Source organism: Streptomyces solitudinis, assembly GCF_036323765.1.
Lineage (GTDB): Bacteria > Actinomycetota > Actinomycetes > Streptomycetales > Streptomycetaceae > Streptomyces.
This window is the reverse complement of sequence record NZ_JAZDCW010000001.1, coordinates 288,744-305,663: the sequence shown is the minus strand read 5'-3', so window position 1 is coordinate 305,663 and position 16,920 is coordinate 288,744. Positions and strand designations below refer to the sequence as shown.

General features: G+C 74.1%; 13 protein-coding genes. 7 read left to right on the top strand and 6 right to left on the bottom strand.

Annotated elements, in window-relative coordinates; genetic code table 11:
* Positions 1–10: 10 nt before the first annotated feature.
* Complete coding sequence (gene hemE, locus V1J52_RS01135; protein WP_330137604.1) at positions 11–1,075, bottom strand: uroporphyrinogen decarboxylase; 1,065 nt, start codon at positions 1,073–1,075, stop codon at positions 11–13.
* A gap of 102 nt (positions 1,076–1,177) precedes the next feature.
* On the opposite strand from hemE, the gene V1J52_RS01130 reads away from it, so the two are divergent.
* The 7 genes from V1J52_RS01130 to V1J52_RS01100 all read left to right on the top strand — a co-directional run bounded on the left by V1J52_RS01130 (position 1,178) and on the right by V1J52_RS01100 (position 9,335).
* The gene (locus V1J52_RS01130) at positions 1,178–1,834 is read left to right on the top strand and encodes a DUF3000 domain-containing protein (protein ID WP_330137603.1); all 657 of its coding nucleotides are present in this window, start codon (positions 1,178–1,180) and stop codon (positions 1,832–1,834) included.
* Between the two features lie 377 nt (positions 1,835–2,211).
* Complete coding sequence (locus V1J52_RS01125; protein WP_330137602.1) at positions 2,212–2,874, top strand: helix-turn-helix transcriptional regulator; 663 nt, start codon at positions 2,212–2,214, stop codon at positions 2,872–2,874.
* 124 nt (positions 2,875–2,998) lie between these two features.
* Complete coding sequence (locus V1J52_RS01120) at positions 2,999–4,270, top strand: HRDC domain-containing protein (protein WP_330137601.1); 1,272 nt, start codon at positions 2,999–3,001, stop codon at positions 4,268–4,270.
* Positions 4,271–4,437: 167 nt separating this feature from the next.
* Positions 4,438–5,658, top strand: coding sequence for a thiolase family protein (locus tag V1J52_RS01115; protein WP_330137600.1), 1,221 nt, complete (start codon positions 4,438–4,440; stop codon positions 5,656–5,658).
* Positions 5,655–7,784, top strand: coding sequence for a 3-hydroxyacyl-CoA dehydrogenase NAD-binding domain-containing protein (locus V1J52_RS01110; RefSeq protein WP_330137599.1), 2,130 nt, complete (start codon positions 5,655–5,657; stop codon positions 7,782–7,784). Before V1J52_RS01115 ends, V1J52_RS01110 begins: the two co-directional genes overlap by 4 nt.
* Positions 7,785–7,921: 137 nt before the next feature.
* Entirely contained in the window at positions 7,922–8,923 is a 1,002-nt protein-coding gene (gene galE / locus V1J52_RS01105; protein ID WP_330137598.1) for a UDP-glucose 4-epimerase GalE, read from the top strand.
* Between the two features lie 4 nt (positions 8,924–8,927).
* Positions 8,928–9,335, top strand: a complete 408-nt coding sequence (locus tag V1J52_RS01100; protein ID WP_330137597.1) for an NTP pyrophosphohydrolase — start codon at positions 8,928–8,930, stop codon at positions 9,333–9,335.
* Between the two features lie 85 nt (positions 9,336–9,420).
* Here the strand turns inward: V1J52_RS01100 and V1J52_RS01095 are convergent, their stop codons facing one another.
* From V1J52_RS01095 to V1J52_RS01075, 5 genes are all read right to left on the bottom strand, one after another.
* Positions 9,421–11,013, bottom strand: a complete 1,593-nt coding sequence (locus V1J52_RS01095; protein WP_330137596.1) for a glycosyltransferase family 39 protein — start codon at positions 11,011–11,013, stop codon at positions 9,421–9,423.
* A 75-nt stretch (positions 11,014–11,088) separates the two neighbouring features.
* Positions 11,089–13,065, bottom strand: a complete 1,977-nt coding sequence (dxs, locus tag V1J52_RS01090; RefSeq protein WP_330137595.1) for a 1-deoxy-D-xylulose-5-phosphate synthase — start codon at positions 13,063–13,065, stop codon at positions 11,089–11,091.
* 218 nt (positions 13,066–13,283) lie between these two features.
* Complete coding sequence (locus V1J52_RS01085) at positions 13,284–14,573, bottom strand: sugar ABC transporter permease (RefSeq protein WP_443075673.1); 1,290 nt, start codon at positions 14,571–14,573, stop codon at positions 13,284–13,286.
* Complete coding sequence (locus V1J52_RS01080; RefSeq protein ID WP_330137594.1) at positions 14,570–15,352, bottom strand: ATP-binding cassette domain-containing protein; 783 nt, start codon at positions 15,350–15,352, stop codon at positions 14,570–14,572. Before V1J52_RS01080 ends, V1J52_RS01085 begins: the two co-directional genes overlap by 4 nt.
* A gap of 246 nt (positions 15,353–15,598) precedes the next feature.
* Positions 15,599–16,714: an ABC transporter substrate-binding protein gene (locus tag V1J52_RS01075; protein WP_330137593.1), complete on the bottom strand. Its 1,116-nt coding sequence runs from the start codon at positions 16,712–16,714 to the stop codon at positions 15,599–15,601.
* Between the last annotated feature and the right edge of the window lie 206 nt (positions 16,715–16,920).

Here is a 16,920-nt window from a genome sequence, read left to right as displayed (position 1 = left end):
GCGCGGCGGCTCAGCGCGCGGTCCGCTCGTGGACGTGGGCCACGAGGGCGGTCAGCGCGTCGGGGTCGGTGTCGGGCAGCACGCCGTGGCCGAGGTTGAAGACGTGCCCCGGCAGCTCGCGCGCGGCCTCCAGGACGGCGTCGGCCTGGGCGGCGACCGCCTCGCGCGGGGCGAAGAGCACGGCCGGGTCGAGGTTGCCCTGGACGGCCTTGCCGGGACCGACGCGCCGCGCGGCCTCGTCCAGCGGCACCCGCCAGTCGGCGCCGACGACGTCCGCGCCCGCCTCGCCCATCAGTCCCAGCAGCTCGCCGGTGCCGACGCCGAAGTGGATGCGGGGGACCCCGTACCCGGCGACGGCGTCGAAGACCTTCGCGGAGGCGGGCATGACGCGGCTGCGGTAGTCGGCGGGGGCCAGCGCCCCGACCCAGGAGTCGAAGAGCTGCACGGCGCTCGCGCCCGCCTCGATCTGCACCCGCAGGAAGGCGGCGGTGATGGCGGCGAGCCGGTCCAGCAGCTCCGCCCACAGTCCGGGGTCGCCGTACATGAGCGCCTTGGTGTGCTCGTGGTTGCGGGACGGCCCGCCCTCGACGAGGTAGCTGGCGAGGGTGAAGGGGGCTCCGGCGAAGCCGATGAGCGGGGTCGCGCCCAGCTCACCGGTGAGCTGCCCGATGGCCTCGGTGACGTAGGGGACGTCGTCGGGTGTGAGCGGGCGCAGCTGGTCGAGGTCGGCGCGGGAGCGGACCGGGCGGGCGACGACGGGGCCGACGCCGGGCTTGATGTCCAGGTCGACGCCGATGGCCTTCAGCGGCACCACGATGTCGCTGAAGTAGATGGCCGCGTCCACCTTGTGCCGCCGCACGGGCTGGAGCGTGATCTCGGTGACCAGGTCGGGGCGCATGCAGGAGTCGAGCATGGCGATGCCCTCGCGGACCTTGCGGTACTCCGGGAGGGAGCGGCCGGCCTGGCGCATGAACCAGACCGGGGTGTGCGGTACCGGCTCGCGGCGGCAGGCCGCGAGGAACGCGGAGTCGTACGTCTTGCTGCGCGGGCCCTGCGGGCGGTCTACGGCACTCACACGGGGAAGTCTCGCACGTGGCGGGGGCCGTCTCGGACTTGGCCGTGACCCGCGGGGTGTTCCTACCCGGGTGCGGGCCGCCCGGCGCCTAATCTTCGGGCCATGGCAGCGGCGCGAGCACATCCGGTGGACGGCCCCGAGAACGGCGCGGAGCCGGCGGTGTTCCGGCAGGCCGTGGCCGCGCTGGAGAGCCTGCGCCCACGGTCGGCCGTGCGGTTCGAACCGCTGCCCGCGCCCCGGCGGCTGGCGCCCCACGCGCACGCGCTCGGGGCGTCGGTGGAGGCGGACGGCCAGGAGCTGGCCGACGGCCGGTTCGTCCTGCTCCACGATCCGCACGGGCAGGACGCGTGGCAGGGCACGTTCCGGGTGGTGACGCTGGCGCGGGCGGAGCTGGAGCCGGAGATCGCGGCCGACCCGCTGCTGCCGGAGGTGTCCTGGTCGTGGCTGACGGGCGCGCTGGAGGCGCGCGGGGTCAGCGTGCGGCAGCCCGGCGGCACGGTGACCCGGGCCAGTTCGCACTACTTCGGGCAGCTCGCCACCCGGGCGCCGGAGGCGGAGATCGAGCTGCGGGTGTCCTGGACGCCGTCGTCCGCGCTGGGCTTCCCCGACGCGGCGGCCCATCTGGCGGCCTGGTGCGACCTGTTGTGCCAGTGCGCCGGGCTGCCCCCGGAGCCCGCGGCGGGCGGCGAGGGCCACGAGCCGCCGGGTGGTCCCGGAGTGGTCCCGCTGCCGCAGCGCCGGGGCCCGTACCCCGTCTGAGCCGGGACGGCGCCGGTGCCGGTGCCGGAGCCGGTACGTGCCGCGCGGCGCTGCGGGCGCGGTTGTTCCCGTGCGCGGGCGTCCCCGTGCGCGGCGGGTGTCCCCCGACTGTCGGGCGTCCCCCGTGCGCGGTGGGGGCCCGCGCGGCCGGGGGCCCGCGCGGGGCGGGCGAACGGACGAGCGGGAAGGTGACAGACGCTCGACCCTGTGTCCGAATTGAGAAATTTATACTCACTCATTCGTGATCTTTCCCTCAAGCAGGTGCGGAACACTGCCGAAGCACGTGGTGACCCTTCCCCAGGGACCGTCCCCCCGCGAACGGCCGCTTCGAGTCGTTCGAGCCGGCTGCCGCCACACTCCACTCCCCAGGAGGCTCGGTGTCTGTTCTCCTCGACCACCCCACCAGCCTGGTCGCCTACCGCCCCAACAAGCCCACGGCCATGGTCGTCGTGGCCGACCCCCGCGTCCGCTCCACCGTCACCCGTCACCTGTGGGCCCTCGGCGTGCGGGACGTGATCGAGGCGTCCTCCGTCGCCGAGGCCCGTCCCCGTGTCGGCAACCCCCGCGACATCTGCGTGGCCGAGGTCCACCTGCCCGACGGCTCGGGCCTCACCCTCCTGTCCGAGACCCGCGCGGCGGGCTGGCCCAACGGCCTGGCCCTCTCGGCCGCCGACGACATCGGCGCGGTGCGCAACGCCCTCGCCGGCGGCGTCAAGGGCTACGTCGTCACCGGCACCCGCACCAACCTCGGCCTGACCAGCCGTCCCGGCGCCGCCGCCATCGGCGCCGCCGCGACCAGACTCCACCGCCGCCCGCCGGGCGCCCCCGGCCACCCCGGCGGGCAGCGCGAGCTGTCCGGGCGCGAGGTGGAGGTACTGCGGCTGGTGGCCGAGGGCCAGTCCAACAAGGCCATCGGCGTCTCGATGGGCCTGTCCGCCCTCACCGTCAAGAGCCACCTCGCCCGCATCGCCCGCAAGCTGGGCACCGGGGACCGCGCGGGCATGGTGGCCGTCGCCCTGCGCACCGGCATCATCCACTGATCCGCCCGGCCGGCACCTCCTCCACCCGCGACGCCCGCCGACGGACGATTCCGCCGGCGGGCGTCGCGCGTACGGGGCGGGATGCTGCCGTGTCGGCGGCTGCACCCACCGATACCCTGGTCCGGTGACCGACGCACAGGAGACCGCAGCACGCAGCGCAGCCGAGGCCCCGTCGCAGGACTCCGCGCCGGCGCCGGTCCCGCTGCTGGAACCGCGCGAGGGCATCCCGCCGGTCGTCGCCGACGCCGAGGCCCTGGCCTCGGTCGTCGCCGCCTTCTCCGCCGGCAGCGGGCCCGTCGCCGTGGACGCCGAGCGGGCGTCCGGTTACCGCTACGGCCAGCGTGCGTATCTGGTGCAGTTGCGCCGCGAGGGCGCGGGGACGGCGCTGATCGACCCGGTCGCCTGCCCCGACCTGTCCGGGCTGGCCGCCGCGTTCGGCGGCGCCGAGTGGGTGCTGCACGCGGCCACGCAGGACCTGCCGTGCCTGCGCGAGATAGGGATGGCACCCGGCACCCTCTTCGACACCGAGCTGGCCGGGCGGCTCGCCGGGTTCCCCCGGGTGGGGCTCGGCGCCATGGTCGAGGGCGTCCTCGGCTACACCCTGGAGAAGGGGCACTCCGCCGTGGACTGGTCCACGCGCCCGCTGCCCGAACCCTGGCTGCGCTACGCCGCGCTGGACGTGGAGCTGCTGGTGGAGCTGCGGGACGCCCTGGAGAAGGAGCTGGAGCGGCAGGGCAAGCTGGAGTGGGCGCGCGAGGAGTTCGCCGCCATCGCCGCCGCTCCCCCGCCGCCGCCCCGCAAGGACCCCTGGCGGCGCACCTCGGGGATGCACAAGGTGCGGCGGCGCCGGCAGCTCGCCGTCGTGCGTGAACTGTGGCAGGCCCGCGACAAGGTGGCGCAGAAGCGCGACGTCTCGCCCGGCAAGGTGCTCACCGACGCGGCGATCGTGGAGGCCGCGCTCGCGCTGCCGGAGAGCGTCGAGGCGCTGGGCGCGCTGCCCGGGTTCGGCGGCCGGACCGGCCGCAGACAGCTCCAGCAGTGGCAGGGCGCGGTGGACCGGGCCCGCGCGCTGCCCGAGGCGGCCCTGCCGCAGCCCGGAGCGGCCCCGGGCGGACCGCCCCCGCCGCGGGCGTGGGCCGACAAGGACCCGGCCGCCGCCGCCCGGCTCTCGGCCGCCCGCGCCGCGGTGACCGCGCACGCGGAGAAGCTCGGGATGCCGCAGGAGAACCTGATCACCCCGGACACCGTGCGGCGGCTGTGCTGGGAGCCCCCCGCGGACGCCGGCCCCGGCGCGGTCGCGGCCGTCCTGCGCGGGTTCGGGGCGCGGGAGTGGCAGATCGGGCAGACGCTCCCGCTGCTGACGGCCGCCCTGTCCGCCGCGCCGCCGCAGGAGTGAGGACGCCCGGTGTGACCGGGACCGCACGCCCGTCGGCGGGGCAGCCCCTTGCCTGATGGTTACCGACAAGTAGCATGAGGCCGGGAAGCGCGCCGCGCGGCGGCGGCATTCTCCCGGGGCACCCTCCCCGGACAACCCCGGCCGCACCCAGCAGGAGGAGAGCCAACGTGCCTCGTACCGCTCGGGACGTCGTCTTCGTCGACGGCGTCCGCACCCCGTTCGGCAAGGCGGGACCGAAGGGCATCTACCACGAGACCCGCGCCGACGACCTCGTCGTCAAGTGCATCCGTGAGCTGCTGCGCCGCAACCCGGACCTGCCCCCGGAGCGCATCGACGAGGTCGCCGTCGCCGCGACGACGCAGATCGGCGACCAGGGCCTGACCCTGGGCCGCACCGCGGGCATCCTCGCCGGGCTGCCGCAGACCGTCCCCGGTTACTCCATCGACCGCATGTGCGCCGGTGCGATGACCGCCGTCACCACCACCTCGGGCTCCATCGCCTTCGGTGCCTACGACGTCGTCGTGGCTGGCGGCGTCGAGCACATGGGGCGGCACCCCATGGGCGAGGGCGTGGACCCCAACCCCCGCTTCGTCTCCGAGAAGCTGGTGGACGAGTCCGCCATGTTCATGGGCATGACGGCGGAGAACCTGCACGACCGGTACCCGCACCTGACCAAGCAGCGCGCGGACGCCTACGCCGTCGCCAGCCAGGAGAAGGCCGCCAAGGCGTACGCGAACGGCCGCATCCAGCCCGACCTGGTGCCCGTCTCCGTCCGCCGTACCAGCCCCGAGGGCGGCGAGACGGGCTGGGGCCTGGCCACCGCGGACGAGCCGATGCGCCCGGGCACCACCCTGGAGTCCCTGGCCGGGCTCAAGACGCCCTTCCGCGCGCACGGCCGGGTCACCCCGGGCAACGCCGCCGGCCTCAACGACGGCGCCACCGCCTCGCTGCTCGCCGCCGAGGACGTGGCGCGCGAGCTGGCGCTGCCCGTCAAGATGCGGCTCGTCTCCTACGCCTTCGCGGGCGTGGAGCCCGAGGTCATGGGCATCGGCCCGGTGCCGTCCACCGAGAAGGCGCTCGCCAAGGCCGGCCTGTCCATCGGCGACATCGGCCTGTTCGAGATCAACGAGGCGTTCGCCGTCCAGGTCATCGCCTTCCTGGACCACTTCGGCATCGCCGACGACGACCCGCGCGTCAACCAGTACGGCGGCGCCATCGCCTACGGGCACCCGCTGGCGTCCTCCGGCGTCCGGCTGATGACCCAGCTCGCCCGGCAGTTCGAGGAGCAGCCGCACGTGCGCTACGGCATCACCACGATGTGCGTGGGCTTCGGCATGGGGGGCACTGTGATCTGGGAGAACCCGCACTACGAGGGGGCAGGCAAGTGACCACCACCCAGGAACTCCTGAAGGGCGCGGCGGAGCTGTTCCCCGACGAGGTCGTGACGCAGGCGCACGTGCGCCACATCGACCTGCCGGCGGGCGCCGGGCGCTTCGCGCTCATCACGCTGGACAACGGCCTGGACCACACCAAGCCGACCACGTTCGGCCCCCAGTCGCTGGCCAGCCTGGACGCCGCCATCGACCAGGTCGAGGGCGAGGCGTCGCGCGCCGAGATCAAGGGCGTCGGCATCACCGGCAAGCCGTTCATCTTCGCCGTGGGCGCCGACCTCAAGGGCGTGGAGGTGCTGAAGCGCCGCGAGGACGCCCTGGTCATCGGCAGGGGCGGGCACGACGTCTTCAAGCGGCTGTCGCAGCTCGCCGTCCCGACGTTCGCCTACTACAACGGCGCCGCCATGGGCGGCGGTGTCGAGGTGGGCCTGCACTGCACCTACCGCACCGTCTCCCAGGCCGTCCCGGCGTTCTCGCTGCCGGAGGTCTTCCTCGGCCTGGTACCCGGCTGGGGCGGCTGCGCCCTGCTGCCCAACCTGATCGGGCCCGAGGCCGCGATCAAGGTGATCGTCGAGAACTCGCTGAGCCAGAACCGGCAGCTCAAGGGCGCCCAGGTCTTCGAACTGGGCATCGCGGACGCCATCTTCGAGGGCGCCGACTTCCTGGAGCAGTCGCTGCACTGGACCGCCGCGGTGATCAACGGCGACCTGGCCGTGGACCGCCGGGACGTCGCCCGCGACCAGAGCTGGGACCAGGCCGTGGCGGCGGGCCGGGCACTGGCCGACAGCAAGGTGCACGGCGCGGCCCCGGCCGCCTACCGGGCGCTGGACATCATCGCCGCAGCCAAGGACGGCGACCTGCGCGCCGGGTTCGACGCCGAGGACGAGGCGCTGGCCGACCTCATCATGGGCGGCGAGCTGCGCAGCGGCCTCTACGCCTTCAACCTGGTGCAGAAGCGGGCCAAGCGCCCGGCGGGCGCGCCGGACAAGTCGCTGGCCCGCCCGGTGACGAAGGTCGGCGTCGTGGGCGCGGGCCTGATGGCCTCGCAGCTCGCCCTGCTGTTCGCCCGCCGCCTCCAGGTGCCGGTCGTGCTGACCGACATCGACCAGGAGCGGGTGGACAAGGGCGTCGGCTACGTCCACGAGGAGATCGACAAGCTCCACCTCAAGGGGCGCGTCAACCAGGACCAGTCCAACCGGCTGAAGGCGCTGGTCACCGGCTCGCTGGACAAGGCCGCCGCGTTCGCCGACGCCGACTTCGTCATCGAGGCCGTCTTCGAGGAGATGGGCGTCAAGCAGAAGGTGTTCGCCGAGGTCGAGGCGGTCGTGCCGGAGCACGCCATCCTGGCCACCAACACCTCCTCGCTCTCGGTGACGGAGATGGCCGCCCAGCTCAGGCACCCCGAGCGCGTGGTCGGCTTCCACTTCTTCAACCCCGTCGCGGTCCTGCCGCTGCTGGAGATCGTCCGGGCCGAGAGGACCGACGACGCCTCGCTGGCCACCGCGTTCGCCGTGGCCAAGAAGCTGAAGAAGACGGCCGTCCTGGTCAAGGACGCCCCGGCGTTCGTCGTGAACCGCGTCCTGACCCGCTTCATGGGCGAGGTGCTCGGCGCCATCGACGAGGGCACCCCGGTGGACGTGGCCGACCGGGCGCTGGCACCGCTGGGCCTGCCCATGTCGCCGATCGTGCTGCTGGAGCTGGTCGGCCCCGCGGTGGCCCACCACGTCGCCGGCACCCTCCAGGCCGCCTTCCCCGGCCGCTTCGGCGTCTCGGAGAACCTGGGCCGCGTCGTGGCGGCGGGCAAGCGCGGGCTGTACCGCTACGGCTCGGGAGCTCCGGAGCTGGACCCGGAGGTGGCCGCGCTCTTCGAGACCGGCGACACCGTCCTGACCGAGGAGCAGGTCCGCGACCGGGCCCTGGACGCCATCGCCGAGGAGATCGACCTCATGCTCGCCGAGGGCGTGGTGGCCGAGGCGCAGGACGTCGACCTCTGCCTGATCACCGGTGCCGGCTGGCCCTTCCACCTGGGCGGCATCACGCCGTACCTGGACCGGGCGGGCGTCAGCGAGCGGGTGCGCGGCCGGACGTTCCACGCCTCCGGCGTGGCCAGCGTCCCGCAGTGACCCGGGCCCGGGTGCGTCCCGGGCCGTGAGCGAATGCCACCGGCGCCCGTCCGCGAGCCGCGGACGGGCGCCGGTGCGCTTCTCGGTGCGCCGCCTCGCTCCCGGGGCGTCCGCGGCGCGCCGCTTAGGATGCCCGGATGACGTATCTCATCACCGGCGGGGCCGGCTACATCGGCGCGCACGTCGTGCGCGCGATGACGAGGGCCGGGGAACGGGTGGTCGTCCTGGACGACCTGTCCACGGGGGTGCGCGACCGGCTGCCGCAGGACGTGGCGTTCGTCGCGGGCTCGTACCTGGACCGCGAGCTGCTGGACCGCACGATCGCCGCGCACGGGGTGACCGGCGTCGTCCACCTCGCGGCGAAGAAGCAGGTGGGCGAGTCCGTCGAGGTGCCCCTGCGCTATTACCACGACAACGTGCACGGCCTCCAGGTGCTGCTGCAGGCGGTCGTGGCGGGCGGGGTGCGGCGTTTCGTCTTCTCCTCGTCCGCTGCCGTCTACGGCATGCCGGACGTGGACCTGGTGACCGAGGACACCCCCTGCGTGCCGCTGAGCCCCTACGGGGAGACCAAACTCGCCGGGGAGTGGCTGGTGCGGGCCGCGGGGCGGGCGCACGGCCTCCAGACGGCGTGCCTGCGCTACTTCAACGTGGCCGGGGCGGCGGCCCCCGAGCTGGCGGACACCGGCGTGTACAACCTCGTCCCGCTGGTCTTCGAGGCGGTCAGCGAGGGCCGGGCGCCGCGCGTCTTCGGCGACGACTACCCCACCCCCGACGGCACCTGCGTGCGCGACTACATCCACGTCGCGGACCTGGCCGACGCGCACCTGGCCGCCGCCCGGCTGCTGGCCGGACGCGGCGCCGCGGCGGCGGGCCGGGACGTCACCGTGAACATCGGACGCGGCCGGGGGGCGTCGGTACGGGAGATGGTGGACCTCATCGCGGAGGTCACCGGGCACCAGGGGCCGCCCGCCGAGGTCACCGCGCGCCGCGCGGGCGACCCGGCCCGGGTGGTGGCGTCCGCCGAGCGGGCCGCCGCCGAGCTGGGCTGGCGGGCGACCCACGACGTGCGCGACATGGTCACCTCCGCGTGGGAGGGCTGGTGCCTGCGCCGCCCCGGCGCGGCGGAGGCGACGGCGTGACGCGATGACGGCGCACGCGCTGGTCGTGGTCGACGCCGCCAACGTCGTCGGTTCCGTGCCGGACGGCTGGTGGCGCGACCGCAGGGGTGCCGCCGAACGCCTGCGGGACCGGCTCGCGGCCACCGTGGCGGACGGCGGCCCGGTCGCCGGGGTGCCGGGCGGGCAGGGGGAGGTCGTCCTCGTGGTCGAGGGCGCGGCCCGCGGCGTGACGTCGGTGCCGGGGGTCCGCGTGGTCGCCGCGCCCGGCTCCGGGGACGACGCGATGGTGGACCTGGTCGCCGCCGAGGGCGCGGGCCGGCGGTGCGTGGTCGTCACCGCTGACCGCGGCCTGCGCCGCCGCGTCACGGAGCTGGGCGCCGAGGTGACGGGCCCGCGGGCGGTGCGGGGCGCGCCCGGCGGCGCGGGCGGGTGAGCGCAGGCGCGCCCCGCCGCCCGTACGCGGCCTCGCGGGCGCGTGCGGGCGCGTGCGGGCGGTGCGGGCGGTGCGGGCTGCCGCGTCAGTGCCGGGGCTCGGTGCGGACGTACAGGACCGCGCCGTCCACGACGGCCACGCGCGTGTAGGAGGCGTCCAGCAGCCGCTTGAGGCGCGGCATCCGCTCCGGCCGGTACGGCTTGCCCCCGGAGTCGTCCACGACGAGCTTCGGCGGCCGGGTGGTCAGCTCGTGCAGCAGCGTCGGCCAGGAGCCCCGCACCCCGTACCGCTCCCCCACCCGGGGGCCGTCGCGCCCGCCGCTGTAGTTCGTGAGCAGCCCGGCCGTCAGGTACCGGGAGCCGGGCGCCCGGTCGGCGAGCCAGTACGTCTCCGGGTGCATGCCCCACACCAGTACGCGCTCCCCGGGCTCCGTGCGGGCCCGCACGGCGTCGGCGACGCGCTCGGCGTGGGCCAGGTCGGCCCGGGCGGCGTGGCTGGCCCAGCCCACGAAGAGCGTGCAGACGACGGCCGAGACGGTGATGGCGGTGCGCAGCCAGTCCGCGCTGAGCAGTTGCAGCGCGCCGGTGGCCAGCAGCGCCAGGGGCGGCACCAGCTGGAGGTAGTAGTGGCCGAAGAAGTGGAAGCCGGTGACGACGGCGAGCAGCGAGGCCACCAGCCACAGCCACAGGTCGGGCGTGAGGACGCCGCCGCGGGCCGTGCGGCGGCGCAGGACCGTCACCAGTGGCAGCAGCAGGCCCGCGGTGCCGACGGCGAACACGGCGGTGTTGACGAGGGCGCGCCCGAGGACGTGCAGTTCGGAGCCGGTGAATGAGGCGTAGGAGCCGGAGCCGGTCACCGTCCAGAACACGAAGCGTCCGGCTCCGGTGAGCAGCGCCGCGGCCAGCACCGGCGCGGCGAACCCGGCGGCGGTGCACGCGCCCGCCCGGCGCCGCCGCGGGCCGGGCGGCACGGTGCGCCACAGCAGCAGGAGGACGGGCAGCAGCACCGCGCCGCCGGTCTGCTTGACGAGCACGGCCCCGGCGACGGCCAGCCCGGCCGCGGCCCACCGGCCGCGGTCGGCGCACCACATGGCGAGGGCGGTGAAGGGCAGCATGAACACCGCGAAGGAGGCGGCCTGGGTGTCCTCCGGGTTCAGGCCAACGGAGGCCAGCACGCACAGCGCGCCCGCCGTGGCACCGGCCCGGCCGCCCCAGCGGCGGCGGGCGAGGGAGGCGACGAGCGCGGCGGTCGCGGCGACGGCGAGCACCGCGAGGACGCGCAGCGGCCACAGCGAGTCGTCGCCGAACAGGGCGAACGCTCCCTGGTAGAGCCAGGGCAGCAGCGGCGGCTTGCGGTCCACGACGGTGTCGTAGAGCGTGCCCCCGTCGGCGAGCATCCGGGCCTGGGTGGCGAGGAAGCCCTCGTCGGGGTTCCACACGGCGTGCTGGAAGGACGGCAGCCGGGTGACGGCAGCGAGGGCGAGCAGCGCGGGCAGGAGCCGGAGCCAGTAGCGGCGTGCGCGCGCCCGCGCCCCGGGATCGCGCGGCGGGGCGGCGGGCCGCTCCGCCCGGCGGCCCGGACCGGTGGGCCGCGGTGGTCCGGCGGGCCGTGCGCGGACGAGCGGGACGGCGCCCCGCGAGGCGGGCGGGGAGCCCGGCGGCGGCTCGGCGGTCGGCATGCGGCCCAACCTATCCGGCCCCGCGCTCCGGCCGGAGGCGGAGCGCGGGAACCGGACAGGCCCGGCCATCGGCGGTCAGTCCCGGGCGGCTTCGCGTTCGCGGTCGGCCGGCCCGTCGTAGCGGCCGTCCAGCCGGGCGACGAGCCCGGTCACCTGGCGGGCGATGTCCGGGGCGGTGAGCCCGATCTCCGCGAGCACCTCCTTGCGGGAGGCGTGGTCGAGGAAGCGCGGGGGGATGCCGAAGTCGCGCAGCGGCACGTCCACCCCGGCGTCGCGCAGCGCCTGGGCCACGGCGGAACCGACGCCGCCCGCCCGGGAGTTGTCCTCGACGGTGACGACGACGCGGTGTTCGGCGGCGAGCGCCGGGAGCGCCTCGTCCACCGGCTTGACCCAGCGCGGGTCGACGACGGTGGTGGAGATGCCCTGGCGGTCCAGCAGGTCGGCGATCTCCAGGCACATCGGGGCCAGCGCGCCGACGGAGACCAGCGCCACGTCCGGGCGGTCGGTGCCGGGCCGGCGCAGCACGTCCATGCCGCCGACCGTGCCGAGCGCGGGCACGGCCGGTCCGACGGCGCCCTTGGAGTAGCGCACGACCGTCGGCGCGTCGGAGACGGCGACGGCCTCGCGCAACTGGGCCCGCAGCTGGTCGGCGTCGCGCGGGGCGGCGATGCGCAGGCCGGGCACGACCTGGAGGATGGACATGTCCCACATGCCGTTGTGCGAGGCACCGTCGGTGCCGGTGACGCCCGCCCGGTCCAGCACGAACGTCACGCCGAGGCGGTGCAGGGCGACGTCCATGAGCACCTGGTCGAAGGCGCGGTTCAGGAACGTCGCGTAGACGGCGAAGACGGGGTGCAGCCCGGCGGTGGCCAGGCCCGCGGCCGACACCGCGCCGTGCTGCTCGGCGATGCCCACGTCGTAGACGCGCCCGGGGAAGGCGTCCGCGAAGGGCTGGAGCCCGGTGGGCCGCATCATGGCGGCGGTGATGGCCACCACGTCGTCCCGTTCGCGGCCCAGGCGCACCATCTCCTCGCCGAAGACGGACGTCCAGTCGGCGCCGGAGGAGGCGACGGGCAGTCCGGTGTCGGGGTGGATGACGCCGACGGCGTGGAACTGGTCGGCCTCGTCCTGCCGGGCGGGCTGGTAGCCGCGGCCCTTCTCGGTCAGGCAGTGCACGATGACGGGGCCGCCGAACCGCTTGGCCCGCAGCAGCGCCGACTCCACGGCGGCGATGTCGTGCCCGTCGATGGGGCCGAGGTACTTCAGGCCCAGGTCCTCGAAGAGTCCCTGGGGCGCGATGAAGTCCTTGATGCCCTTCTTGGCGCCGTGCAGCGTGCCGTACAGCGGCCTGCCGACGACCGGGGTGCGGTTGAGCACCTCCTTGCCGCGGGCGAGGAAGCGCTCGTAGCCGTCCGTGGTGCGCAGCGTGGCCAGGTGGTTGGCGAGCCCGCCGATGGTGGGGGCGTAGGAGCGCTCGTTGTCGTTGACGACGATGACCAGGGGCCGGTCCTTGGCGGCGGCGATGTTGTTCAGTGCCTCCCAGGCCATGCCGCCGGTGAGCGCGCCGTCCCCGATGACGGCGACCACGTGGTCGCCGGTGGCGCGCAGCTCGTGGGCCTTGGCGATGCCGTCGGCCCAGCCGAGCACGGTGGAGGCGTGGCTGTTCTCGATGACGTCGTGCGCGGATTCGGCCCGCGAGGGGTAGCCCGACAGGCCGCCCCTGGCCCGCAGCCGGGAGAAGTCCTGCCGCCCGGTGAGCAGCTTGTGCACGTAGGACTGGTGGCCCGTGTCGAAGAGGACCTTGTCGCTGGGCGAGTGGAAGACGCGGTGCAGGGCGATGGTCAGCTCCACCACGCCCAGGTTCGGCCCGAGGTGGCCGCCGGTCTTGGCGACGGCCTCGACGAGGAACGAACGGATCTCCGCCGCCAGCCGGGCGAGCTGTTCCGCGGAGAGCTCGTCCAGATCGCGCGGTCCCGTGATGCTGGCCAGCAGCGGCCGTCCGCCGTCCTCCGCCGCCCCGGGTCGTCGCGGTTCGCGCGGCACCTTTGGCACTGAGCCTCCTTGCTCTGGGCTTTTCGCGGCCTTAACCGATCTCCCGAGTCTAATCTTCGCCCCTTGTCCCTTGCCCGCCACGGGTGCGATATGCATCTCATGCGCCCGGAGGCAGGGGGGGCGTGCGGGAGCACACGGCAGCGGGCGGCACGCCGTGCGTGCCGCCCGCCGTACCGGGTCCGCGCGGCCCGGCCCGGGGCCGGACCGGAGCGGTGTCCCTACGTGCGCCCGGCCGTCTTCTGGGTGCGCCGGGAGACGGAGTCGATGACCACGGCCGCCAGCAGGACCCCGCCGGTGATCATGTACACCAGGTGCGAGGGGCTGCCGAGCAGGGCCAGACCGTTGGAGATCGAGCCGATCACCAGCATGCCCAGCAGCGCCGACCACACCTTGCCCCGGCCGCCGAAGAGGCTGGTGCCGCCGATGACGGCGGCGGCGATGGCCTCCATCAGCAGGTTGCCCGAGCCCGCGCCCTGGTTGGCCGCGCCGATCCGGGAGGCGATCATCAGACCGCCGAACGCCGCCATGGTGCCCGCGATGGCGAAGACGGAGATCCGCACGGCCTCGACGTTGATGCCCGCACGGCGGGCCGCCTCGGTGTTGCCGCCGAGCGCGAAGATGCGGCGCCCGTAGGTGGTGCGGCGCAGCAGCACGTCGAAGACGACGAGGACGGCCAGGAAGATGAGCAGCGCGAGCGGCAGGCCCCGGTACTGGTTGAGCATGTACGCCGTCACGAAGGCCAGGACGGCCAGCACACCGGTGCGCACCGCGATCTCGCTGAGCGGCCGGGACGGCACCCCGGCGGCCTCCCGGCGGCGGTTCTCCGTCCACTGGGCGGCGAAGTAGGCCGCGACCGCGACGAGGGCCAGGCCGTAGGCGGCGGCCACGTCGGTGAAGTAGTGGTTGGACATCGTGCCCAGGAAGCTCTGGTAGTCGATGTTGATCGTGCCCCGGGTGCCGAGCACCTGGAGCATCAGCCCGTTCCAGAACAGCAGGCCCGCCAGTGTGACGACGAAGGCGGGGACGCCGATGCGGGCGAAGAAGAAGCCGTGCACGGCGCCGGCCGCGGCTCCCGTGAGCAGCGCGAGCACGAGGGCCAGCGCCTCGGGCATGCCGTTGCTCACCGCGAGCACGGCGAAGACGGCACCGGCCAGGCCGCTCACGGAGCCGACCGAGAGGTCGATCTCGCCGAGCAGCAGCACGAAGACGATGCCGACGGAGATCAGGCCCGTACCGGCGATGTAGACGGAGAGGTTGCTGATGTTCTGCGCGGACAGGAAGCTGGAGTCCAGCCTCCAGAAGATCAGCCAGATGACGATCAGGCCCACGACGACGGGCACCGAGCCCAGTTCGCCGCTGCGCATGCGCCGCTTGAAGTCGCTCCAGTAGCCGGCGAGGCCCTGTTCGCGCACCAGCAGCCGGGGGTCGGCCTGCGCGGCGGGCACCTTCGTGCCCTGGGAGCTGTCGGCGCCCGCGTCCTCATGCGGTGCCGTCGGTTCGGTGGTCACTGGATTCCCTCCGCGGTGCGGGCCTTGCGGCGGGTCACTGCGTTGTCGGTGGCGCCGGTGATGGCGGCGATGACCTCTTCCTGGGAGGTGGTCGCCACGTCGAAGACGCCGTTGTTGCGGCCGAGCCGGAGCACCGCCACCTTGTCGGCGACGGCCTTGACGTCGGCCATGTTGTGGCTGATGAGGATGACGGCGAGGCCGCGCTCGCGCAGCCGCTCCACGAGGTCGAGCACCTGGGCGGTCTGCTCGACGCCGAGGGCGGCGGTCGGCTCGTCGAGGATGACGAGCTTGGGCTCGCCCAGCATCGAGCGGGCGATGGCGACGGTCTGGCGCTGGCCGCCGGAGAGCGAGGCGACGGGGATGCGGACGCTGGGGATGCGGATGGACAGCGTCTGGAGCAGCTCACGGCTGCGGCGCTCCATCTCGACCTCGTCCAGCAGACCGGAGCGCATGACCTCGCGGCCGAGGTAGAGGTTGCCGACGACGTCCAGGTTGTCGCACAGGGCGAGGTCCTGGTAGACGGTGGCGATGCCGAGCTGCTGGGCGTCGTGCGGGCGGGTGACGCGCGTAGCGGTGCCCTGCCAGACGAACTCGCCCTCGTCGGCGGGGCCGACCCCGGCGATCGCCTTGACGAGGGTGGACTTGCCGGCGCCGTTGTCGCCGACGAGGGCGACCACCTCACCGGCGTGGACCTCCAGCTCGACGTCGGTGAGCGCCTGAACGGCACCGAAGCGCTTGGAGATTCCGCGCAACGCCAACACCGGCGCAGTAGCGGACATGGGGGACCAACTCCTAGGAGACGGCGCGGGCCCGTGCGGAGGACGGGCCGCGCGGCGCGCCGCCGCTGCGGCGGCGCGGTGAGGATCGGGCTGTGCTGCCGCCGGGCACCCGCGCCCCCGCAGCGGGGAAGAAGCGGGAGTCGGGTGCCCGGCGGACGTGAGGGGTGGGAGCCGACCCGGCGTGCGGGATCGTTTCGGCACGATCTCCGCACGCCCTGCGCGGGGCGCTCCCGGGCAGGTGCCCGGTTACATCAGCCCGGCCTTCTCGCACGCCTCGCGGAACTCGGGCGTGCAGACCTCTTCGAGGGTGTAGAGGCCGTCCTTGAGCACGGTCTCCTCAAGGTTGTCGACCGTCAGCGACACCGGCTTGATCAGCGTGGCGGGCACGCCCTTGGTGGTCGGGCTGTCGATCGTCGTCTCGGCCGTGACGTCCTCGCCGCGGCCGAGGGCCACGGCCATCTCGGCGGCGGCGTCCGCCTCCGGCTTGTACGGCTTGTAGACGCTCATGTACTGCTCGCCCGCCACGATGCGCTGCACACCGGCGAGTTCGGCGTCCTGGCCGGTGACCGGCGGCAGCTCGCCGAAGCCGGCGCTCTTGAGGGCGGTGATGATGCCGCCCGCCATGCCGTCGTTGGCGGAGTAGACGCCGACGATGTTGTCCTTCCCGAGGGAGGCGATGGCGCCGTTCATGTTCTTGTTCGCCTCGCCGGGCTCCCAGTTGGTGGTGTCGTAGGACTTCCCGATCTCCACCTCACCCTCCAGCACGGAGGTGGCGCCCGCCTTGAACATGGCGGCGTTCGGGTCGGTGGGCGAGCCGTTCATCATGACGATCTGCCCGTCGTCCGCGGAGTCGCCGAGCGCCTCCAGCAGGGCGCGGCCCTGCACGCGGCCGACCTCCTCGTTGTCGAAGGAGGTGTAGGCGGAGATCGGGCCTTCGGCCAGGCGGTCGTAGGCGACGACCGGGATGCCCGCGTCGTCGGCCCTCTGGACCGAGCCGGAGATGGCCTTGGAGTCGACGGCGTCCAGGATGATCACGTCGACCTTCTTGGTGATCATCGAGTTCATCTGCTGCTGCTGGACGGAGGCGTCCTGCTTGGCGTTCACGTAGGTGACCGTGCAGTCCGAGCACAGTTCCTTGATCTTCGCCTCGATCAGCGGCCGGTCGAAGTTCTCGTAACGGGCCGTCTGGTCCTCCGGCAGCAGCAGGCCGATGGAGAGCGGGCCGTCCTTCTTGTCGCCGTTCTTTTCGGCGTTGTCGCTGGAGTCGCCGCCGGCCTGTTCGGCGCTGCCGCACGCGGCGAGCGAGACGGCCATGGCGGATGCGGCCAGTGCGACAGCGGCACGACGCAGAGTCGCGTTCATCTGTGGGTTACCTCCCTGACGAGGCCGCGACGGTGCGGCCGAGGTGCGCCGAAGTCAACCGCCGTCGGGGAGGTGTCGTCAAGAAGTAAATTATTAACGAGAAGGCAACGATGCCATGCGTGAACGTCGTGAACGCGCAGCGTGGTGACGCCGGGCAGCACGGCATCGCCACCCGGCGCAGGGCCCGCGCGGGCGGGAGGAAGGCG